The sequence below is a fragment of the Actinomycetospora sp. CA-101289 genome (assembly GCF_050955895.1).
Taxonomy (GTDB): domain Bacteria; phylum Actinomycetota; class Actinomycetes; order Mycobacteriales; family Pseudonocardiaceae; genus Actinomycetospora.
Map to the genome: position 1 here is coordinate 571,540 of NZ_CP192093.1, position 19,594 is coordinate 591,133.

General features: G+C 76.2%; 26 protein-coding genes. 13 read left to right on the plus strand and 13 right to left on the minus strand.

Translation table 11 applies throughout. From position 1 onward, the window contains the following. Positions 1–3: 3 nt before the first annotated feature. The gene (locus ACQPX6_RS02765) at positions 4–408 is read right to left on the minus strand and encodes a RidA family protein (RefSeq protein ID WP_433785261.1); all 405 of its coding nucleotides are present in this window, start codon (positions 406–408) and stop codon (positions 4–6) included. A gap of 79 nt (positions 409–487) precedes the next feature. On the opposite strand from ACQPX6_RS02765, the gene ACQPX6_RS02770 reads away from it, so the two are divergent. The 8 genes from ACQPX6_RS02770 to ACQPX6_RS02805 all read left to right on the plus strand — a co-directional run bounded on the left by ACQPX6_RS02770 (position 488) and on the right by ACQPX6_RS02805 (position 6,527). Next, a complete protein-coding gene (locus tag ACQPX6_RS02770; protein WP_433785263.1) occupies positions 488–1,093 on the plus strand; it encodes a TetR/AcrR family transcriptional regulator in 606 nt (201 codons plus the stop codon). 24 nt (positions 1,094–1,117) lie between these two features. Then, positions 1,118–2,467 (plus strand): amidase, encoded by a 1,350-nt coding sequence (locus tag ACQPX6_RS02775; RefSeq protein ID WP_433785265.1) that lies wholly within the window; start codon positions 1,118–1,120, stop codon positions 2,465–2,467. Between the two features lie 75 nt (positions 2,468–2,542). Continuing rightward, positions 2,543–3,499, plus strand: coding sequence for an acyl-CoA dehydrogenase family protein (locus tag ACQPX6_RS02780; protein ID WP_433785266.1), 957 nt, complete (start codon positions 2,543–2,545; stop codon positions 3,497–3,499). Next, positions 3,496–4,242 (plus strand): PIG-L deacetylase family protein, encoded by a 747-nt coding sequence (locus ACQPX6_RS02785; RefSeq protein ID WP_433785267.1) that lies wholly within the window; start codon positions 3,496–3,498, stop codon positions 4,240–4,242. Before ACQPX6_RS02780 ends, ACQPX6_RS02785 begins: the two co-directional genes overlap by 4 nt. Further along, the gene (locus ACQPX6_RS02790) at positions 4,239–4,847 is read left to right on the plus strand and encodes a class I SAM-dependent methyltransferase (protein WP_433785268.1); all 609 of its coding nucleotides are present in this window, start codon (positions 4,239–4,241) and stop codon (positions 4,845–4,847) included. Before ACQPX6_RS02785 ends, ACQPX6_RS02790 begins: the two co-directional genes overlap by 4 nt. Next, a complete protein-coding gene (locus ACQPX6_RS02795; protein ID WP_433785270.1) occupies positions 4,844–5,596 on the plus strand; it encodes a glycosyltransferase in 753 nt (250 codons plus the stop codon). The genes ACQPX6_RS02790 and ACQPX6_RS02795 overlap by 4 nt, the downstream gene beginning before the upstream one ends. 102 nt (positions 5,597–5,698) lie before the next feature. Then, positions 5,699–5,959, plus strand: coding sequence for a hypothetical protein (locus tag ACQPX6_RS02800; RefSeq protein ID WP_433785271.1), 261 nt, complete (start codon positions 5,699–5,701; stop codon positions 5,957–5,959). A gap of 145 nt (positions 5,960–6,104) precedes the next feature. Further along, on the plus strand, positions 6,105–6,527 hold the full coding sequence (locus ACQPX6_RS02805; protein ID WP_433785273.1) for an STAS domain-containing protein: 423 nt from the start codon (positions 6,105–6,107) through the stop codon (positions 6,525–6,527). Positions 6,528–6,638: 111 nt separating this feature from the next. Here the strand turns inward: ACQPX6_RS02805 and ACQPX6_RS02810 are convergent, their stop codons facing one another. The 5 genes from ACQPX6_RS02810 to ACQPX6_RS02830 all read right to left on the minus strand — a co-directional run bounded on the left by ACQPX6_RS02810 (position 6,639) and on the right by ACQPX6_RS02830 (position 10,080). Beyond that, complete coding sequence (locus ACQPX6_RS02810; RefSeq protein WP_433785275.1) at positions 6,639–6,971, minus strand: hypothetical protein; 333 nt, start codon at positions 6,969–6,971, stop codon at positions 6,639–6,641. Between the two features lie 131 nt (positions 6,972–7,102). Beyond that, a complete protein-coding gene (locus ACQPX6_RS02815; RefSeq protein WP_433785277.1) occupies positions 7,103–7,768 on the minus strand; it encodes a DUF1707 SHOCT-like domain-containing protein in 666 nt (221 codons plus the stop codon). Between the two features lie 43 nt (positions 7,769–7,811). Next, positions 7,812–9,059: an RNA polymerase sigma factor gene (locus tag ACQPX6_RS02820; protein WP_433788176.1), complete on the minus strand. Its 1,248-nt coding sequence runs from the start codon at positions 9,057–9,059 to the stop codon at positions 7,812–7,814. Further along, positions 9,047–9,397, minus strand: coding sequence for a YciI family protein (locus tag ACQPX6_RS02825; RefSeq protein ID WP_433788177.1), 351 nt, complete (start codon positions 9,395–9,397; stop codon positions 9,047–9,049). The genes ACQPX6_RS02820 and ACQPX6_RS02825 overlap by 13 nt, the downstream gene beginning before the upstream one ends. Positions 9,398–9,492: 95 nt before the next feature. Then, positions 9,493–10,080 (minus strand): TetR/AcrR family transcriptional regulator, encoded by a 588-nt coding sequence (locus ACQPX6_RS02830; protein ID WP_433785279.1) that lies wholly within the window; start codon positions 10,078–10,080, stop codon positions 9,493–9,495. Between the two features lie 68 nt (positions 10,081–10,148). Here ACQPX6_RS02830 and ACQPX6_RS02835 point away from each other — a divergent pair, with 68 nt between their 5' ends. Further along, positions 10,149–11,285, plus strand: a complete 1,137-nt coding sequence (locus tag ACQPX6_RS02835; RefSeq protein ID WP_433785281.1) for an acyl-CoA dehydrogenase family protein — start codon at positions 10,149–10,151, stop codon at positions 11,283–11,285. Between the two features lie 62 nt (positions 11,286–11,347). Here the strand turns inward: ACQPX6_RS02835 and ACQPX6_RS02840 are convergent, their stop codons facing one another. Both ACQPX6_RS02840 and ACQPX6_RS02845 read right to left on the minus strand, forming a co-directional pair. Beyond that, positions 11,348–11,665: a hypothetical protein gene (locus tag ACQPX6_RS02840; RefSeq protein WP_433785282.1), complete on the minus strand. Its 318-nt coding sequence runs from the start codon at positions 11,663–11,665 to the stop codon at positions 11,348–11,350. 40 nt (positions 11,666–11,705) lie between these two features. After that, positions 11,706–12,350, minus strand: coding sequence for a DedA family protein (locus tag ACQPX6_RS02845; RefSeq protein WP_433785284.1), 645 nt, complete (start codon positions 12,348–12,350; stop codon positions 11,706–11,708). A gap of 149 nt (positions 12,351–12,499) precedes the next feature. On the opposite strand from ACQPX6_RS02845, the gene ACQPX6_RS02850 reads away from it, so the two are divergent. After that, complete coding sequence (locus ACQPX6_RS02850) at positions 12,500–12,994, plus strand: N-acetyltransferase family protein (RefSeq protein WP_433785286.1); 495 nt, start codon at positions 12,500–12,502, stop codon at positions 12,992–12,994. Here ACQPX6_RS02850 and ACQPX6_RS02855 read toward each other — a convergent pair. Next, entirely contained in the window at positions 12,966–13,187 is a 222-nt protein-coding gene (locus tag ACQPX6_RS02855; RefSeq protein ID WP_433785288.1) for a hypothetical protein, read from the minus strand. The genes ACQPX6_RS02850 and ACQPX6_RS02855 overlap by 29 nt on opposite strands. A 10-nt stretch (positions 13,188–13,197) precedes the next feature. Then, positions 13,198–13,860 carry a TetR/AcrR family transcriptional regulator gene (locus ACQPX6_RS02860; protein ID WP_433785289.1) on the minus strand — a complete coding sequence of 221 codons (663 nt, stop codon included), beginning with the start codon at positions 13,858–13,860 and terminating at the stop codon, positions 13,198–13,200. A gap of 171 nt (positions 13,861–14,031) precedes the next feature. Here ACQPX6_RS02860 and ACQPX6_RS02865 point away from each other — a divergent pair, with 171 nt between their 5' ends. Beyond that, positions 14,032–15,609, plus strand: coding sequence for a class I adenylate-forming enzyme family protein (locus tag ACQPX6_RS02865; RefSeq protein ID WP_433785291.1), 1,578 nt, complete (start codon positions 14,032–14,034; stop codon positions 15,607–15,609). Between the two features lie 77 nt (positions 15,610–15,686). Next, positions 15,687–16,412 carry an alpha/beta fold hydrolase gene (locus tag ACQPX6_RS02870; RefSeq protein ID WP_433785292.1) on the plus strand — a complete coding sequence of 242 codons (726 nt, stop codon included), beginning with the start codon at positions 15,687–15,689 and terminating at the stop codon, positions 16,410–16,412. On the opposite strand, the gene ACQPX6_RS02875 is transcribed toward ACQPX6_RS02870, so the two are convergent. The 3 genes from ACQPX6_RS02875 to ACQPX6_RS02885 are packed head-to-tail and all read right to left on the minus strand — an operon-like array spanning position 16,409 to position 19,029. Then, positions 16,409–17,386, minus strand: coding sequence for an alpha/beta fold hydrolase (locus tag ACQPX6_RS02875; protein WP_433785294.1), 978 nt, complete (start codon positions 17,384–17,386; stop codon positions 16,409–16,411). The genes ACQPX6_RS02870 and ACQPX6_RS02875 overlap by 4 nt on opposite strands. A gap of 4 nt (positions 17,387–17,390) precedes the next feature. After that, positions 17,391–18,185 (minus strand): enoyl-CoA hydratase/isomerase family protein, encoded by a 795-nt coding sequence (locus ACQPX6_RS02880; RefSeq protein WP_433785296.1) that lies wholly within the window; start codon positions 18,183–18,185, stop codon positions 17,391–17,393. 31 nt (positions 18,186–18,216) lie between these two features. After that, positions 18,217–19,029, minus strand: coding sequence for a class I SAM-dependent methyltransferase (locus ACQPX6_RS02885; RefSeq protein ID WP_433785298.1), 813 nt, complete (start codon positions 19,027–19,029; stop codon positions 18,217–18,219). 177 nt (positions 19,030–19,206) lie between these two features. Between ACQPX6_RS02885 and ACQPX6_RS02890 the strand changes: the two genes are divergently transcribed. Then, positions 19,207–19,563, plus strand: coding sequence for a hypothetical protein (locus tag ACQPX6_RS02890; RefSeq protein WP_433785299.1), 357 nt, complete (start codon positions 19,207–19,209; stop codon positions 19,561–19,563). Positions 19,564–19,594 lie beyond the last annotated feature (31 nt).

Genomic DNA, 19,594 nt, shown 5'->3' on the forward strand with positions numbered 1-19,594 from the left:
CCTTCAGGGGAGCACGGCCGTCACGTCGATCTCGACGAGGAGGTCGGGCTCCCCGAGCGCGGTGATGCCGATCAGCGTGATCGCCGGCGTCACCTGGCCCAGGTCGGCGGCGGCGCGCATGGCGCCCTCGCCGAACAGCGCCATCTTCTCCGGCGCCCAGTCGACGACGTAGACGGTCATCTTCGCGACGTCGGCGAACGACCCGCCGACCGCCGCGAGCGCGGTGGCCACGTTGCGGAACGCCTGCTCGGTCTGCGCGGCGAGGTCGCCGGGGCCGACGGGGGCGCCCTCGGCGGTCCGGGCGACCTGGCCGGCGAGGTAGACCGTCCGCGTGCCCGTGGCCACCGCGACCTGGCGGTAGGCGTCGGGAGCGGGCAGTCCGGCGGGGTTGAGCAGCTCGACGGGCACGGTGACCTCCGGGGTTGGTAGTGCGGTTGACATAGCGTTGTTATGAGTAGGTATAGCAGTGCTATGTCATCCTGGGCAAGTGCCGAAGCCCGCCGACCCCGCCGTCCGCGCCGCCCTCATCGAGCACGCCGCGACCATGGTCGTCGCCCGCGAACCCGTGACCCTGCGCGCGCTCGCGACCCGCGCCGGCACGTCGACGATGGGCGTGTACACGCACTTCGGGGGCATGCCGGGGCTCTGGGCAGCGGTGCGCCAGGAGGGCTTCCTGCGCCTCGCCGCGCGCCTCTCGACCCTGGCGCCGACCGACGACCCGGTCCGTGACCTCGGCGCGCTCGGCGCCGCCTACGCCGCGAACGCGCTGGAGAACCCTGCCCTCTACCGGCTGATGTTCGACGCCGCCGCCGACCTGCCCGACCCCGAGGTCGCCGACGGCGCGTTCGCCCCGCTGGTCGACGCCGCGCGCCGCGCCCGTGAGGCCGGCCGCCTCGCCGACGCCGACCCCGTCGACGTCGCCACCCGTCTCTGGGCGGGCGGGCACGGGCTGGTGATGCTGGTGGTCACCGACGTGCTGCCGCGGGCGGCGCTGACCGCGCACGGGCCGGCGCTCAACGCCGCCGTGCTCATCGCCGCGGGCGACGACCCGGCGCGCTGCGCCGCGTCGGTGCAACGCGGGTGGGACGGCTGAGCGCTCCGGTTAGGTTCCCGCTCCGTGGACGCCGCTGTGGACCCCGCCGCACTCGTCGCCGAGACGCCCCGCGCCCAGGCCGCCGCGATGCGGGCCGGGCACGTCACCGCCGTCGAGCTCGCCGCGGCGACGGTCGCGGCGGCGCGCGAGGTCGACGCCCGGCTCAACGCCTTCGTCGAGATCGACGCCGACGTCGCGCGCATCGCCGCGCAGGAGGCCGACCGGCGGCGCGCGACCGGCGAGGACGGCCCGCTGCTCGGGGTGCCGATCGCGCTCAAGGACGACCTCGACGCCGCCGGCCACGTGACGTCGTGGGGCTCGCGGGCGCGCACCACCCCGGCGCGCGCCGACGACGCCGTCGTCACGCGGCTGCGGGCCGGGGGGCTCGTGCCGATCGGGCGCACGACGCTGCCGGAGCTGGCGCTCTACGGCTTCACCGAGTCGGCGCGGTTCGGCATCACGCGCAACCCCGCCGACGTCACGCGCACGCCCGGCGGATCGTCCGGGGGCTCGGCGGCCGCGGTGGCGGGCGGCGCCGTGGGCCTCGCGACGGCGAGCGACGGGGCCGGCTCGATCCGCATCCCCGCGTCGTGCTGCGGCCTCGTCGGCATCAAGCCCGGCGCCGGCCGGACGCCGGGCGGCGGGTGGAACGGGCTCTCGGTGCAGGGGTGCGTGACCCGCCGCGTCGCCGACTCCGCGCTCTACCTCGACCTCGTCGGCGACTTCCCGACCCCGCTCGCCGACGCCGCCGCGCAGGACCCGCCGCCCCTGCGCGTCGGCATCGACCTCGCCTCGCCCGTGACGCCGGCGCTGCCGCTGGACCACGAGCTGGAGGACGCGGTCGCCGGCGTCGCCGAGCTGCTCGCGTCGCTCGGCCACGACGTGCGCGCCGTCCGCGTGCCCTACGGCATCGCGTCGCTGCCGTTCATCGCCCGCATGCTCGACGGGCTCGCCGCGTCGGCGGCGGACGTCGACGACCCGGAGCGGCTCGAGGCGCGCACGGCCGAGATCGTGCGCCTCGGACGCCTCGTGCCGCACGCGGTGATCGGGCGCGCCCGGCGGCAGGGCGAGGCGTTCGGGCGCCGGGTGCTCGCCGACCTCGGCGTCGACGTCCTGCTCACCCCGCCCGCCCGGGGACCCGCCGTGCCGATCGGGCACTGGGACGGCCGCCGCGGGCTGCCGACGATGCTCGGCATGGCCCGGCACTACGCGCACACCCCGGCCTGGAACCACACCGGCCAGCCCGCGGCGGTGCTTCCGGCGGGCACGTCGCGCGCCGGGCTGCCGCTGGCCGCGCAGCTGGTGGTGCCGCCGGGCGAGGACGCGCGGCTGGTGTCGCTGGCCGGGCAGGTCGAGCGCGCCCGCGGCGAGTAGCGCGCGCCACGGGTGCGCCTGGTGATCTCCGGGTAGCCACGCGGCGGTCGAACCAGTGCCGTCACGAGGAGAGCGATGACCCCGCGCGAGGCGGTGCTCCCCGTGCTGGCGACGTTCCGCACCGAGCCCTCGCCGCGGGGCGACGGTCGCACGCGGCACAACTTCTCGGTGCTCGCCCGCGCCGCCGCCGCGGATCTCGACGTCGCGCGGCTGGCCGAGGCCCACCTCGACGCACTGACGATCCGCCACGAGGTCGACGGCGGCACGCTGCCGCCCGGCTCGTGCTGGGGCGTCTACGCCGCGGAGTCCGGCGCCGACCGGGTGCGCGCGAAGCCCGACGCGGGTGGGCGGTGGCGGCTCGCGGGCCGCAAGCCGTTCTGTTCGGGCGCGGCCGGACCGTGCACGCACGCGCTGGTCACCACCCACGCCGACGACGGACGTCGCCTGTTCGCCGTCGACCTCGCGGCCGCCGGGATCACGGTGCACGCGGGGGAGTGGCGCGCCCTCGGCATGCGCGGCAGCGCCGCGGCCACCGTCGACCTCGACGACGTCGTGGCGGAGCCGGTCGGCGGACCCGAGGCCTACCTCGAGCGCCCCGGCTTCTGGCACGGTGCGATCGCCGTCGCGGCGGCCTGGTTCGGCGGGGCGGTCGGGGTCGCGGCGCCGCTGCGCCGGGCCGGCGCCGACGGCCGCCTCGACCCCCACGGCCTGGCCCACCTCGGTGCGGTCGACGCCGCCCTCGCCGCCGCCCGGGCGGTGCTGCGCGAGGCCGCCGCGGTGCTCGACGACGGGCCGGCCGAGAGCGTGCCCGCGTCCCGTCGCCGCGCGCTGCAGGTGCGGGCGGTGGTCGAGACGGCGGTGGAGAGCGCGCTGACCCGCACGGGGCGCGCGCTGGGTCCCGTCCCGGTGGTGCGCGACGCCGAGCACGCGCAGCGCGTCGCCGACCTCGAGGTCTACGTCCGCCAGAGCCACGCCGAGCGCGACCTGGCGACGCTGGGGGAGCTGGTCGATGAAGCGGACCCGCTCCTGTGAGCGCGCCGTCGCTGCGCGGGGACGGGACCTCGGAGGACGTGTGGTGGGGCCCCGGCGGCCTCGACGCCGTGACCGCCGCCGACCCGGCCGCCGTGCGCCCGCCCGGGCGGGTCGTCGTGGTCGCCCCGCACCCCGACGACGAGGTGCTCGGCGCCGGCGGCACGCTCGCCGTCTGGGCCGCTGTGGGCAGCGAGGTCGCGGTCGTCGCCGTCACCGACGGCGAGGGCTCGCACCCGGGGAGCCCGACGCTGACGCCGGCGCAGCTCGCGGAGCGCCGCGCGGTGGAGCGCGAGCACGCCCTCGCCGCCCTGGGCCTCGGGACGCCCGCGGTGCACCGGCTCGGGCTGCCCGACGCCGGCGTCCGCGCCGACGACGTCGCCGCGCGGCTCGCCCCGCTGCTGCGCGCCCGCGACACGGTGCTCGTCCCCGTCGCCGGCGACGGCCACCCCGACCACGACGCCACCGCCGACGGCGGCGCACGGGCGGCGGCGGAGGCCGGGGTGACGTGCTGGCGCTACCCGGTGTGGCTCTGGCACTGGGCCCGCCCCGGCACGGTGTCGTTCGCCGGGGCCCGCCGCCTGGTCCTGCCCGCGGGGGCGGCCGCCGCGAAGGCCGCGGCCCTCGCCTGCTTCACCACCCAGATCGCGCCGCTGTCGCCCGACCCGCGGGACGCGGCGATCCTCGCCGCGCCGGTGCTCGCGCGCTTCCGGCGCGACGCCGAGATCGTCTGGGGGCCCCGGTGAGCCTGCCCCCTGAGCACTTCGACGACATCTACGCCCGCGAGGACGACCCGTGGGGCATCGAGCACGGCTGGTACGAGGAGCGCAAGCGCGCCTGCGTGCTCGCCGCCCTGCCCCGCGAGCGCTACGCGCGGGCGTTCGAGCCCGGCTGCGCGGGCGGCGCGCTCACCGCGGGGCTCGCGGAGCGCTGCGACGAGCTCGTCAGCTGGGACCCGGTGGCGCGGGCGGTGGCGACGGCGCGGGAGCGGCTCGCCGGCCGTGACCACGTCCGCGTCGAGCAGGCCGCGCTGCCGGCCCGCGCGCCGGAGGGCACCTTCGACCTCGTCGTGGTCTCCGAGCTCGTCTACTACCTCGACGCCGGCGACCGCGAGACGTTCTGGCGCGCCGTCGAGGAGCGCCTGCGCTCGGGTGGTCACCTCGTCGCCGTGCACTGGCTGCGCGAGGCGCCGGAGTACCCCGTCGAGGGCACGCAGGTGCACGACGAGCTGGCCGCCCGCCCGGCCTTCGCGCGCACGGTGCGCCACGACGAGGCCGACTTCCGCCTCGAGGTCTACGCGCGCGTGCCGCCGGAGGCGCGCTCGGTCGCCGAGGAGACGGGCCTGCGGTGAGCACCCCCCGGATCGGTGTCGTGGTCCCCGCGCACGACGAGGAGGAGCTGCTCGCCGACTGCCTGGCGGGGCTGCGGACCGCGGCGCGCGCGGTGGCCGACCGGGCCCGGGTGGGCGTCGTGGTCGTCGCCGACGACTGCACCGACGGCACCGAGGCGCTCGCGCGGCGCCACCGCGTCGGCGCGGTGCGCGTCGCGGCGCACAACGTCGGGCGGGCGCGGGCGGCGGGCGCGTCGGTGCTGCTGTCGCGACCCGGGCGCCCGGTGACCTGGCTGGCCACCACCGACGCCGACTCGGTGGTCCCCCCGGACTGGCTCGTCGCGCAGCTCGACGCCCGGGACGCGGGCGCCGACGCGTGGGCGGGCACGGTCGAGGTGGCCGACTGGTCGGGCCTGCCCGCGCGGGTCCGTGTGCGGTACCGCGCCGCGTACGCGGACCGGGCCGCGGGCGACCGGCACCGCCACGTGCACGGCGCGAGCCTCGGTGTCGCCGCGCACGCCTACCGCGCGGTGGGCGGCTTCCCGCCGCTCGTGTCGGGGGAGGACGTGGCCCTGGTGCGCCGCCTCGACGAGGCAGGCCTGCGCGTGGTCCGCGACCCCGCGCACCCGGTGGCGACGAGCGCGCGGACGTCGGCGCGGGCCCCTGACGGATTCGCGTCCCATTTGCGAGGATTGGCGGAGATGCATGTCATCCCCGCCGCTCCGGGTACCTCTCCCTACGAGGGCGGGTCGGCGGCCCGCATCTCCTGACGGGTCCGTGCCCGTCGCACGACCGCTCGAGACCTGTGGCGGTGGCCCGACGCCAGCCACGCGCGCCCGCTCCCGGGCGCGCCGCCTCCCCGGAGCAGCCACATGAACGAGTCCCACGACCCTCCCGACCGGCCCGCTGCGCCGAGCGCCGACTCCGCCGCCTGGCGGGAGCACGTCGACGCCGCGCTCGACCCGCGCTTCGAGCGCGCGTTCGCCATCCTCGACGCGGTGCAGGCCGAGCGTCAGCGCCCGGACGACGACCGTCGCGCCGCCCGCATCCTGCAGCTGCGCCGCGAGCTGGCGGCGCTGCTCCTCGAGGTCGACGGGCAGCGCTTCCGGTCCGGCCCGCGAGGCGCGGGATGAGCTCCGCGACGACCGATCCGTGCGCTGGACCGTCGCAGCGGGTAACCTCCTCGTCACAGCAGCGGTTGAGACCTCCACGCCGCGACGGATCGAGCGGATCCCCCTCTCCCGGGGTGGACGCACGCGGTCGCACGAGGAGGGCCCGATGACCATCGACTCCGAAGCGCCGGTCCGGGCGCGCACCGCCGACGTCGACCTGCCCGCCGATCTCCCCGAGCGCCGCCGCGCGGCGGTCGCCGAGGCCGTCCTGCAGGCCGAGCCCGCGAGCACCGGCAACCGCCGGGCCGCGGTCGGTGTGCGCCGCTACGGCCCCGGCTGCGTGGCCCTCGCTCTGCGCGGGCGCTTCGACCGGGCGGGCCGCGAGCGCCTGCGGGCGCTGGCCGCCGAGGTCGAGCGCCAGGCGCGCACCGAGCTCGTCATCGACCTCTCGGGGCTCGACCACTGCGACGCCGGCCTGGCCCGCGTGCTCGCGCGGCTGCGCATCCGGTGCCTGGCGCGCGAGGCGCGCGTCGAGCTGCACGACCCGCCCGAGGCGCTCGCCGCGGAGCTGGGGCAGTTCCGCCTCTGAGCACGAGGCCGCACACGACGACGGCCCGGGACCCCTGCGTTGGGGGTCCCGGGCCGTGTCCTATGTGCGTGATCTTCTGAGCTATAGCTCAGAAGATCGCTCACGTGGGGGTCAGAAGCCGTTGGGGTCGCTGGCGAAGGTTTCGTAGTTCCCGTCGGCGTTGGTGTCGACCGCCGAGGAGTCGAAGTCCCCGTCGTTGTCGGTGTCGACGAGGATCGTCTCGCCGTAGCCGTCGGCGTTGGTGTCCACGACGCCGGTCTCGAAGCTGCCGTTGTGGTCGGTGTCGGCGACGATGGTGTCGATGTAGCCGTTGCCGTCCTCGTCGGTGGCGGTGGACTCGAGGTGGCCGTGCTCGTCGAGCTGGTAGGTGCCCACCTGGGTGCCGTCGGCCTCGTAGATGTTGCCGTCGGATGCGAAGTGGCGGTCGGTGGCGTCGGTGCTCATGGCGGCTGCTCGCTCTCGGTGTGTGCTCGGTGCCCGGTGGGTGGGCTCTCGGCACTGTGACGGTGCGAGCGGGCGGGGATGTTCCGGCCCCTGAGCAGCAATTCTCTGCGCGACCGGCCGGTCACGCTGGGTCAGTCGTCGTCGTCGTCCCGGTCGCCGTCCCGGTCGAGCCCGCCCGTCGCGGCCTCGCCCGGCGTGACGATCTCGACCGACCCGAACGCGCCGTTGGCGTCGACGACCAGCTCGGGCTGCGTCGGCGCGCCCGGCGGGACCGCGCAGGCCTGCTCGCACTCGGTGCTGCCGAAGATCATCGTGCCGGTGGTGCGCACGGCGACGCCCGGCGGCACGACCACCTGCGTCCTGCCGAACAGCGTCCCGACCTGCACCTCCGGGTCGCCCGGCGCCACCGTGACCGTGCGGCTGCCGAAGACCGAGCCGCCGTCGTCGGCGGTGACGAGGTGCCCGCCCACGAACACCGCGACCCCGGCCAGCACGAGCGGCACGACCGCCCGGCCGAGGCGCTCGCGCCACGGCGGCCGGGGCGTCGACGTCCCCGGCGACACCGCCGGCGACTCGGAAGTGGCCGGCGCGGACGCCACGGCCGACGACGCGGGCAGGTCGACCACCAGCGTGTCCAGCTCCCGCTGCGTGCGCGAGGCCCAGCACTGCTGCACGCGCTCGTCGTACTCCACGACCGTGAGGACGCCGTCGTCGAGCGCCGCGCGGAGGCGGTCGTCGGTGGCGCGGCGCTCGCGGTCGCCGATGCGCATCTCCGGCGCGGGGTCCTGCGCGGTCATGGCCCCCATCCTGCCCGGCGGGCCCGCCCGGTCGGGACCGGAGTCAGCCCCGTCGCGCGGTGAGCAGCGCCCGGTCGTCCGGGTCGTCGGTGCGCGCCAGGGCGGCGTCCAGCGCGGTGCGGGCCTCGTCGTCGCGCCCGAGGCGGCGCAGGAGGTCGGCGCGCACCGCGTGCAGCAGGTGGTAGCGGTCGAGCCGCTCGGCGAGCGCGTCGACGATCACGAGCGCCGCCGCCGGCCCCTCGGTCTCGGCCACGGCCACCGCCCGGTTGAGGGCGACGACGGGGTTCGGCGCGAGGGCCAGGAGCTGGTCGTGCAGGGCGACGACCTGGCGCCAGTCGGTCGCGGCGGCGTCGGGCGCGGACGCGTGCACCGCGTTGATCGCCGCCTGCACCTGGTACGGCCCCGGCCGGTCGTGGCGCAGGCACCGCCGGACGAGGTCGAGTCCCTCGACGACGAGGTCCTGGTCCCAGCGCGCCCGGTCCTGGTCGGCGAGCAGCACGCGGGTGCCGTCGGGCGCGGTGCGGGCCGGCCGGCGCGCCTCGGTCAGCAGCATCAGCGCGAGCAGGCCCAGCACCTCGGGCTCGTCGGGCATCAGCTCGGCGAGCAGGCGACCCAGGCGGATCGCCTCGGCGGCGAGGTCGTCGCGGGTGCTCGTCGCGTGCCCCTCGGTGAAGACGAGGTAGACGACGGCGAGCACGCCGGGCAGGCGGTCGGGCAGGTCGGCGTCGTGCGGGACCCGGTAGGGGATGCGCGCGGCCCAGATCTTGTTCTTCGCGCGGACGATCCGCTGCGCCATCGTGGCTTCGGGGACGAGGAAGGCGCGGGCGATCTCGGGCGTGGTCAGCCCGCCGAGCAGGCGCAGGGTCAGCGCGACCCGGGCGGGCAGGGCGAGGGCGGGGTGGCAGCAGGTGAACACCATGCGCAGGCGGTCGTCGTGCACGGGTCCCTCCTCGTCGGCCGTTGGATCCGGCGGGTCCTGCGCCTCCGGCTCCTCGTCGGGCGGCACCGCCTCGCGGGCGGCGCGCGCCTCCTTGTCCCGGCCGAGGGCGTCGCGGCGCAGCCGGTCGAGTGCGCGGCGCCGCGCGGTGGTGACGATCCAGCCGCCGGGGTTGGGCGGGACCCCGTCGGCCGGCCAGCGGACCAGCGCGACGGTGAGCGCGTCCTGGACCGCGTCCTCGGCGAGGTCGATGTCGCCCAGGACGCGGGTGAGCGTGGCGACGCAGCGCCCGTACTCCTCGGCGACGATGCGGGTGATCGCCGCCGAGGAGGGGGCTCCCGTCACGGGGCCCAGTGGAAGGGGCGGACCTCGATCGGCAGGCCGATCGCCTCGGTCGAGCGCCGGCCCCAGTGCAGCGCGGCGTCGAGGTCCGGCGCGTCGATGATCGTCAGCCCGCCGACGTACTCCTTGAGCTCGACGAACGGGCCGTCGGTGACGAGGACGTCGTCGCCGCTGCGGGCCAGGACCGTCGCGGTGTCCGGGGCCTCGAGCCCGCCGGAGAACACCCAGACGCCGGCGTCCTGCATGTCGGTCTGCAGCTGGGCGACGCGACCCATGATCGCGTTCATCTCGTCCTCGGCCGGCGGCTCGCCCTCGCTGGGCTGGATGACGCTGAGCAGGTAGTGGGCCATGGGGTCCTCCTCGGTCGCGGTGGCCGGCGCAGCGCCGGTACACCCCTCCACGAACGGCCCGGCGCCGATCGACAGGTCCGGCGGAGAAATCTTCCTCAGTCTCGCGTCAGGCCGTGCAGGAGCAGGGCGGCGAGGGCCTCGTACGCCTCGGCGTCGGCGAGCCCGGTGGTGGTGGCGATGCGCCGCTGCTGGATGGCCACCATCGTCGACGTGATCACCTCGGAGGCGAAGGCCACCGGGACGTCGCGGAAGACGCCGGCCGCGACGCCCTCGCCGATCAGCTCGCCGACGCGTCGCCCCGCGGCCTCGGTGTTGCGCGCGTAGACCTCGGCGGCGGGCGGGAAGGCGGCCAGGTCGTCGAAGAACCGCGCCGAGGCGGGCGCGAGCTCGGCGGCCACGGCGCGCAGGTAGGCGGCGACGCGGTCGGCGGGCGCGGCGCAGGCGGCGACGGCGGCCTCGACCCGGGTGGTGGCGCGCTCGAAGAAGCGCACGACCGCCGCGCGCACCAGCTGCTCCTTGGACCCCGCGAGCGCGTAGAGCGTGCGCTTCGAGCAGCGCAGCCGGGCCGCGACGTCGTCGAGGGTGAGGTGGGCGAAGCCCTCGGCGAGCAGCAGGGCGATGAGGGCGTCGAAGAGCTCGGAGTGGCGCGCGGCACCGCGGCGCGTCGGGCTCGGAGCGGTCACGGGTCTACCTTAGCGACACTGTGATCGGTACTCTAGGACCAATCTCAGTACTGACAGGAGTGTCGTCCATGCCCGTCGACCGGCTGCTGCCCACCCAGGAGGCCGAGGACCTGCTCGACCTCACCCGCGACCTCGCGGACAAGGAGCTCGCGACGCGCGTCGAGGAGCACGAGCGCGCCGAGACCTATCCCGAGGGCCTGTTCGCGACGCTCGGCGAGGCCGGGCTGCTCGGTCTGCCGTACCCCGAGGAGGTGGGCGGCGGGGGCCAGCCGTACGAGGTCTACCTGCAGGTGCTCGAGGAGCTGGCGGCGCGCTGGGCGGCTGTGGCCGTGGCGACGAGCGTGCACTCGCTGTCGTGCTTCCCGCTGTTCACCTTCGGCACCGCCGAGCAGCAGCAGCGGCTGCCCGAGATGCTGGGCGGCGGCCTGATCGGGGGCTACTCGCTGTCCGAGCCGCAGGCCGGCTCCGACGCGGCGGCGCTGCGGTGCAAGGCGTCGCCCGTCGAGGGGGGCTACGCGATCACCGGCACCAAGGCGTGGATCACCCACGGCGGGCGTGCCGACTTCTACGCGCTTTTCGCCCGCACCGGCGAGGGCTCGCGCGGGGTGTCGTGCTTCCTCGCGCCGGGCGAGGTCGAGGGCCTCAGCTGGGGCCGGCCCGAGGAGAAGATGGGCCTGCACGCGATCCCGACGACGACGGCGAACTGGGACGGCGCGGTGCTCGAGGCCGACCGGCTGATCGGGCGTGAGGGCCAGGGCCTGGAGATCGCGTTCTCGGCCCTGGACTCGGGGCGCCTGGGCATCGCGGCGTGCGCGGTGGGGCTGGCGCAGGCGGCGCTCGACGCGGCGGTCGACTACGCCAACGAGCGCTCGACGTTCGGCAAGAAGATCGTCGACCACCAGGGGCTGGGGTTCGTGCTGGCGGACATGGCCGCGGCGGTGGACTCGGCGCGCGCGACGTACCTGGACGCCGCCCGCCGCCGCGACCTCGGCCGGCCCTACGGACGGCAGGCGAGCGTGGCCAAGCTCGTCGCCACCGACGCGGCGATGAAGGTGACCACCGACGCGGTGCAGGTGTTCGGCGGCTACGGCTACACCCGCGACTTCCCGGTGGAGCGCTACATGCGCGAGGCCAAGATCATGCAGATCTTCGAGGGCACCAACCAGATCCAGCGCCTGGTCATCAGCCGCGGCTTCGCCCGGTGAGGTGCGCTCCGCGCACGTGAGCACTTCTCGGTGCCGGAGCACCGAGAAGCGCTCACATGGCGTCAGCCACCCCAGGTGACCTGGCGCAGGCCGTGGCGGTCGGGTGGGCCGGGCTCGGCGGCGCCGTCGGGGTTGACCGGCGAGCCGTGGGCCGTGCCCCCCTCGCGTGCCTCGCGCTGGTCGCCGCCCGAGGGCGTCGCGCCCGCGTCGAGCTCGCCCAGGCGCGTGCGCAGCACCTCGATCACCGGCATGCGCGAGGAGTGCGCGCGCTCGTGGTCGAGCAGGCTCTCGACCTCGTCGCGCTCGAGCGAGCGGATGCGGTGCTTGACGGTGTCGACCGTGGCGTGGTCGAAGTCCGGGAACGGGGGCGTGTCGGCCACGGGTACCTCCTGCCGGCGGAACGGACGGGCGGAGTACCCCTCAGGACGCGGGCGCACCCTCCCCGGGCTGGGCGAGCAGGCCGATCACGCGCTTCTTGACCAGCAACCCGACGACCAGCCCGACGACGACCGCCACCACGAGCCCCGCCCACGAGAAGCGCTTGAGCCACGTCTCGGCAGCGATCCCCAGGGCGTAGACCGCGGCGGTGGTGCCCACGGTCCACAGCAGCCCGCCGACGAAGTTCGCCGGCATGAACTTGCGGTACGGCATCTTCAGCGCGCCCGCGAGCGGCCCGGCGAGGATCCGCAGCAGCGCCACGAACCGGCCCACGATCACCGTCACCACGCCCCAGCGCGCGAAGGCGCGCTCGGCGAGCCCGAGGTGCGCGGGGCCGAAGTGCTTCGGGAAGCGTCGCCCCGCCGCCTGGAGCAGGCCGATGCCGTAGCGCCGGCCGATGGCGTAGCCGATCGAGTCCCCGACCACCGCCCCCACGAGCGCAGCTCCGGCCACCCAGACCGCCGAGATGGCGAGCTCGGGCCGCGTCGCCATGAGCGTGGCGCTGACCAGCACGACCTCGCCCGGCAGCGGGATCCCCAGGCTCTCGATGCCCACGACCCCGAGGACGGTCAGGTACACCGCCAGCGGCGGGATGGCCTGCAACCAGTCAGCGATCACACGGCACATCCCCTCTGGCGGGCCCGGACACCGCCGAGCATGACGCACCGTGGCCGCCGGCGGCACCCGTCCGGTCGGAAGGGCGACAGTCGGGCGAGGAACTCGTACCGAGCGTGACGGGCGCGGCGCGGGGTGTCAGGGGCGGGGACGATCGCGCGATGGACGTGCTCGCGACGCTCGCCGACGGAGCGCTCACCGTGCGCCGGGCGCGGGCGGAGGACCTGCCCGCCCTGGTGGCCCTGATCGCCGAGGACCCGGTGAGCGCGGGGCGGGGCGACGGGCTCGACGACCTCGCCCCGTACGCCGCGGCGTTCGCCGAGATCGACGCGGACCCCGCGCACCTGCTCGTCTGCCTTGACGAAGCCGACGGTACGACCGTCGGGACCCTGCAGCTCTCGGTGCTGCCGAACCTCGGGCGCCGCGGGACCCGGCGCGCGCAGCTCGAGGCGGTCCACGTCAGCGGGGCACGGCGGGGCCACGGGTACGGCGCCGCGCTGGTGGGCTGGGCGGTCGAGGAGGCCGCGCGCCGCGGGTGCGGGCTGGTGCAGCTGACGAGCGACGCGTCGCGGACCGGCGCGCACCGGTTCTACGAGCGGCTCGGCTTCGTCGCGAGCCACCACGGGTTCAAGCGGGACCTGACGTCCCGTCGATGAGCTCGTCGAGCGTGACGTAGAGGCCCTGCCCGCCGGTGCGCTCGCTGTGCTCGACCGCGGCCCGGGCGCGCGCAGCGATGCGCCCGATCTCGTCGGCCGCCACCACGCGGGTCTGCAGCACGACGCCGTCGCCGTCGGTCAGCGTCACCGCGACCAGACCGGTCTCGGGCTGCTCGGAGAACTCCAGCGGCACGCGGCCGAGCCTAGGACGCGCGCCCGTCGTCCGCAGGCACCTGCGCGCGCAGCCCCTCGAACGCCATCCGGTCGACCTCGGCGACGAGCGCGTCGACGGCCATCCGCCCGGGGCGGTACCACTCGACCAGCGAGTTCACGAGCCCCGAGAGCAGGCGGGCGTCGACGGCGGGGTCGGAGCCCGCGCGCAGCTCGCCCGCGGCCTGCGCGTCGCGCACCAGGCGCGTGATCGTCGCGTCGAACTCCCGGCGGCGCTCGAGGGCCCAGCGCTCGGTCTCGGTGTTGCCGCGCAGCCGCAGCAGCAGCGTGACGTGGGGCAGCTCGGCGGCGAGCACCTCGACCTGGCGCCGCACGATGTGCCGCAGCCGGGTCAGCGGGCTGCCGCTCGACGCGGCGGGCTCGTCGAGGATGCCGAACAGCCCGTCGAGCGCCCGCTCCAGCGCCGCGCGCAGCAGGGCCTCCTTGCCGCGCACGTGGTGGTAGAAGGACGACTTCGTGATGCCCGCGGCGGCGGACAGGTCCTCCATGCTCGTGGCGTCGTAGCCGCGCTCGTTGAACACGCGGGCGGCCACCTCGACGAGGCTCGTCGAGTCGTAGGCCTGTCGCGTCCGTCGCTCCCGTCCACCGCCCGCGGATCGCTCGCCCTCGTGGGTGGGGGGCCGGGTGCCGGTCACGAGCGGCAATCTACGGCCCGGTGCGCCCCGGAGTGGTGGACGCTGGCCCTCGACGCCCGGGAGGCCGCATCCTCGACCCTGGCCGGGCGGGGCGCGCCGCTGGTAGCTTCCCGCCCGACCGAACGATCGTTCGCCTGCAGATCGCCGGCGACGCGGCTCCCGAGGTGGTCGATGACGACGCAGGAGGCCCTCCACGACCTGCCACCGGCGGGCGACCGGCGGGGCGCGACGCGCACGGTCGGCGCCTCGATGCGCCGGGCGCTGGCGACGGCGCGGCACCGCGAGGCGGTGGTGTGCGGGGACCGGACGCTGACCTACGCCGAGGTCGGCGACCGCGTCGCGCGCCTCGGCGGGCTGCTCGCCGACCTCGGCCTCGGCCCGGGCGACCGCGTCGGCGTGCTCGGCGCGAACTGCCACCGCTACCTCGAGCTCTACCTCGGGCTGCCCTCGCACGGGCTGGTCATCGTCCCGCTCAACGTCCGGCACACCGCCGCGGAGCGGAACTACGCGCTGCGCGACGCCGGTGCCCGCGTGCTGTTCGCCGACTGCGCCCTCGACGACCTCGACGCCGACCTGCGCGTCGTCGACACCGCCGGCGAGTACGAGACGCTGCTCGCCGCCGCGACCCCCCGCGAGCCGCTGCGCGAGCCCGCCGAGCACGACCTCGCCGGCATCTTCTACACCGGCGGCACCACCGGGGCGGCCAAGGGCGTGATGCTCACCCACGGCAACCTCGTCGCCAACGCCTTCCACTTCATGGCCTGCTGGCCGTTCACGCCCGACACCCGCTGGCTCGTCGTCGCGCCCATGTTCCACGCCGCGGGCACGATCGGGGCGCTCGCGACGATCTGGGCGGGCGGCACGCAGGTGATGTGCCCGGCGTTCAGCGCCGACGGCGTCCTCGACCTCGTCGAGCGCCACGGCGTCACCGCGACGCTCGTGGTGCCGACGATGATGGACGCGCTGGCGAGCGAACAGAGCGCGCGGCCGCGGCGCGTCGAGAGCCTGCGCTGGCTCTCCCACGGGTCCTCGCCCGCGGCGGTGGAGCTGCTGCGCCGCACGCACGCCGCGTTCCCCGAGGCCGAGATGCTGCACATCTACGGGCTGACGGAGACCTCGCCGATCGTCACGCTGCTGCCCGGCGAGCAGCACCTGCTCGACTCCCCGCAGGCCCGCTCGTGCGGGCGGGCGGCGGTCGGCGTCGAGGTGGTCGTCGTCGACCCGGCCGAGCGCACCGCGCTGCCGGCCGGTGTCGTCGGCGAGGTGCTGATCCGCGGCGCCAACGTCACCGCCGGCTACTGGAACAAGCCCGCCGAGACCGCGGCCGCGTTGCACGACGGCTGGTTCGGCTCCGGTGACCTCGGGCTGATCGACGAGGGCGGTCACCTGTTCCTCGTCGACCGGGCGAAGGACATGATCGTCTCGGGCGGCGAGAACGTGTACAGCGCCGAGGTGGAGAACGCGCTGTTCGCGCACCCCTCGGTGGTCGAGGTGGCCGTGTTCGGCGTGCCGCACGAGCGCTTCGGCGAGGCCGTCCACGCCGTCGTCGTGCTGCGCGCCGAGCCGGCCGACCCCGCGGCGTTCACCGAGGAGCTCGTCGCGCACTGCCGCGCGACGATCGCGGGTTACAAGGTGCCGCGCACGGTCGAGACGCGCACCGAACCGCTGCCCAAGTCGGGCGCGGGCAAGATCCTTAAGCGCGAGCTGCGCGCGGTGTTCTGGGCCGACCGGGAGTCGCAGCTGACATAGTTCGTTGAACTCTGGACCGACCACCCCCTAGTGTCGATCACGCGAGCGACAGTGACCACACACTGCGGGAGGCCCACGTGCCGGAAGCGACGATCATCCTGGTCCACGGTGCCTGGGCGGACGGCTCGAGCTGGAACCTCGTGGCGCCGGAGCTCCGGAGTCGTGGCCTGTCGGTGCTCACGCCACCCAACCTGCTGCGCGGCGTGGGGACCGATGCTCCCTACGTCACCTCGTTCGTCTCCCAGCGCGTGAGCGGCCCCGTCGTCCTGGTGGGCCACTCCTACGGCGGCTTCGTGATCACGAACGCGGCCGCCGGGGCCGGTGACGTGCGCGCCCTGGTCTACGTCGACGCCTTCATCCCCGACGCGGGGGAGACGGTCTTCCAGATCCTGGGCGGATCGGGATCCGCGCTCGACGTCCCCGACCCGACCACCGTGCTCGACCTCGCGGGGTACCCGGGGGCACCGGAGGGCGACGTCGAGGCCTTCCTCAAGGCCGACACCGTGCACGGGTCGTTCGCGCAGGACCTCCCCGAGGCCGACCGCGCCCTGATCGTCGAGAGCCAGCGTCCGATCACACTGAGCGCGAACCTCACGCCCGGGACGGACGCCGCCTGGAAGTCGTTGCCGAGCTGGGCCGTGGTGGGCACCGAGGACAGGGTGATCCCGCCGGGCACGCAGCGGCAGATGGCCGAGCGGGCCGGGTCGACGATCTCCGAGGTCGTCGGCTCGCACGTCTCGATGGTGTCGAACCCCCAGGTGACGATCGACGCGATCCTCGCGGCCGTGGAGGCCAGGGTCTAGCGCTGCTCGAGCGCGTCGAGCAGGGGGACCAGGGCCGCGGCGAAGCGCTCCGGCTCGCCGAGCAGGGCGAGGTGGCGGGCGCCGGGCAGCTCGGCGACGCGGTCGGTGCGCAGGCGCGCGGCGGTGGCGAGCGCGTCGGACCGCGCGAAGCTGCCGTCCTCGCTGCTGTAGAGCACCGCGGTGGGCACGGCGACCGTGGCCACCTGCGCGTCGGTCAGCCCGATGAGGGGGCGCCGCGCCACCGCGAGCAGCGCGTCGACCCCGCCGGGGCGCAGGAACGGGGCGCGCCAGCGGTCGATCGCCCCGTCGTCCACCGGGCAGCCCGGCCCGCACTGGGCGCCGACGACCCAGCGGATCGGGGCGCGGTGCCGGACGACGCCGGTGACGATCGCGGGCGCGACCGGGTCGACGAGCCAGCGCCCGCCGCCGCCCGGGGTCGTGCGGTCGGCGCCGAAGTACGGGCTGCCGTCGCCGTTGGCCGCGACGACGCCGGTGACCGTGCCGGGCGCGCGCAGCGCCCAGGACAGCGCGATCGCCACGCCGGAGGAGTGCCCGACGACGATCGGTCGCTGGAGGGACAGCGCGGCGAGGACCCCGCCGAGCTGGTCGGTGTCGGCCGCGAGGTCGTAGGGCGGCACGTAGTCGGTGAACCCGTAGCCGCGGACGTCGTAGGCGTAGACGTCGCGGTCGGCGGCCAGCAGCGGCGCGACCCGCGACCAGGCGTAGGTCGACTCGGCGAAGCCGGGCACCAGCACCAGCGGCGGACGTCCCGACGGGCGCACCGCCGGCCAGTGCTCGACGTGCGTGCGCACCCCGGCGGCGTCGACGTCGAACCCGGGCGCGCGGACGTCGAGCCGGACCGGGGCGAGGCGGTCCCAGCCGAGGTAGGCGGCGGATGCGGCGAAGACCAGCGCGACGAGGGCCAGGAGTGTGAGCCCGATCCGCCGCGCCCAGGTCCCCACGCGCCGGCGCACGGGGTCAGTGCCCGGTGAAGGTCGGCTTCTCCTTGGACAGGAAGGCCTCGACGGCGTTGCGGTGGTCCTCGGTGGCGGCGAGGCGGGACTGTGCCGCGCCCTCGTGCTCGAGGATCGTCGTCAGCGGCGAGACGGTGCCCAGCGCGATCGCGGCCTTGATCTCGGCGTAGGCCCGCGTCGGGCCGCTCGCGAGGCGGCGGGCCAGGGCGAGGGCGCGGTCGTCGAGCTCCTCGACGGCGACGACCTCGCGCACGACGCCCCAGTCGCGCGCCTGCTCGGCGGTGAAGCTGTCGCCGAGCATGAGCAGGTCGGTGGCCCGGGAGGCGCCGACGGCGTGGGCGAGGGTGGCCGAGAGACCCGAGTCGCCACCGAAGCCGATGCCCGCGAAGGCCGTCGCGAAGCGGACCCCGGTGGCGGCGAGGCGCAGGTCGCAGGCGAGCGCGAAGCCCAGGCCGGCGCCGACGCACGTGCCGCCGACCGCGGCAATCGCGGGCTTCGGCATCGTCGCGAGCGCAGAGGTGATGCGGTTGTAGTGCTCGGGCACGGTGCGCATGGCGTCCGGGTCGCCCGAGCGCAGGGTCTCGGCGTGCTCGCCGAGGTCCTGGCCGACGCAGAACGCGGGCCCGGCGGCGGCGAGCACCACGGCCCGCACGCCGTCGTCCTGGCCGACCTCCTCGAGCGCGTCGCGCAGCGCCACCTTGAGCTCGGTGGTCAGGGCGTTGCGACGGTCCGGGCGGTTCATCCGCACGACCGCCACGGCGGCCTGGTCGTCGCGGGTCACCTCGACGGCGTCGCTCATCGACCGGACTCCTCTCGCTGGCGTAGGGGGATCATGCTGCCCCGCGCCGCGGGGCGGGGACAGGGGTGCGGGCCACCAGCGTCACCACGGGCGGGCGGTAGGGCTCCATCACCGGGGCGACGGCCGCGACCGCGGCCCGGTGCAGCGCCGCCCGTTCCTCGTCGTCGAGACCGGCGAGCCAGGCGGCGACGTGCGCCTGGCCGAGGCGGTAGGCGACGAGGTCCTCGGCGCGCTCGACCCCGACGTCGGCGGCGTTCTCGGTGACGGCGACGGTCACCAGCCCGGCCGCGTGGGCGGCGGCGGACATCGCGGGGACGTCGCCGAGCTGAGGCGCCTGGACGGTCGTCAGGTGCGTGTACCAGGGCGGCGCGACGAAGCCGGCGTCGGCGACGACCGCGTCGATGCGGTCGCGCACGGCGCGGTGGGACGTCGTCGCGGCGGCCACGGTGGCGAGCACGGCCCCGCCCGGCCGGACGACGCGGGCGAGCTCGGCGAGGGCCGCGGTCGGGTCGTCGACGTGGTTGAGGACGAACGCGGCGACGGCGTCGTCGACCGCGTCGTCGCGCACCGGCAGCGCCTCGAGGGCGCCGGCGACCGCGGGCGGGCGGTCCGCCGCGTCGAGGGCGAGCATGGCGGGGGAGCGGTCGACGGCCACGGGACGCGCGCCGGCGTCGCGCAGGGCCGCGGACGCCAGGCCGGTGCCGGCGCCGACGTCGAGGACGCGGCGCCCGGTCAGCGGATGGGGCGCGCGGGCGACGAGCTGCGCGGCCAGCGGGCCGTAGACCCGCGACGCGCCGCTCGCCCAGCCCGGCGCCGCGGCGGCGTAGCGATCCTCGTCGTCCATGATCCGCGCGAGGATGTGGCTTTCCTGGCGTTGAGTGCAAGCGTGGCCCCCACGCTGGCACGTCTCAGGGTTCCCTCACGGGCGCCACAGAGCTGTGTCACGCCCGGTCGACAGAGTGATCTCCAGAGAGGCGGCCACCCCGAGAACCGGCCGCCCGCGAACGCGAGGAGATCGAACGTGGGATTCCGCCGTCTGCCGGTGCTCGTCGTCGGACCGGTCGCCGCCGGCCTGCTCGTCCTCGGCGGCTGCGCCGGCGCGCCCGCCCCGGCACCCCAGGCCGCCCCCGCTCCCGTCGCGGCCACCACCCCGGCGCCGTCGGACAACGGCGCCGCGCCCTGCACCGCCCGGCTGCGCCCGGGGAGCGGCGGCGCGGCCCCGATGTCGATCACGCCGGAGGCCCGCGAGGCCATCGAGCGCCTCCACGCCCTCCCGCCGGGCGACGCTGGCGCGCCGACGGACCCGGCGCTGGCCGCGCGCCTCGCCGAGGTCCGCGACCGCGTCGAGCGCGCCGCCCAGCCCTGTGCGGACCGCTGAGCACGTCCCCTGCCGCGGGCCCTGGCACCAT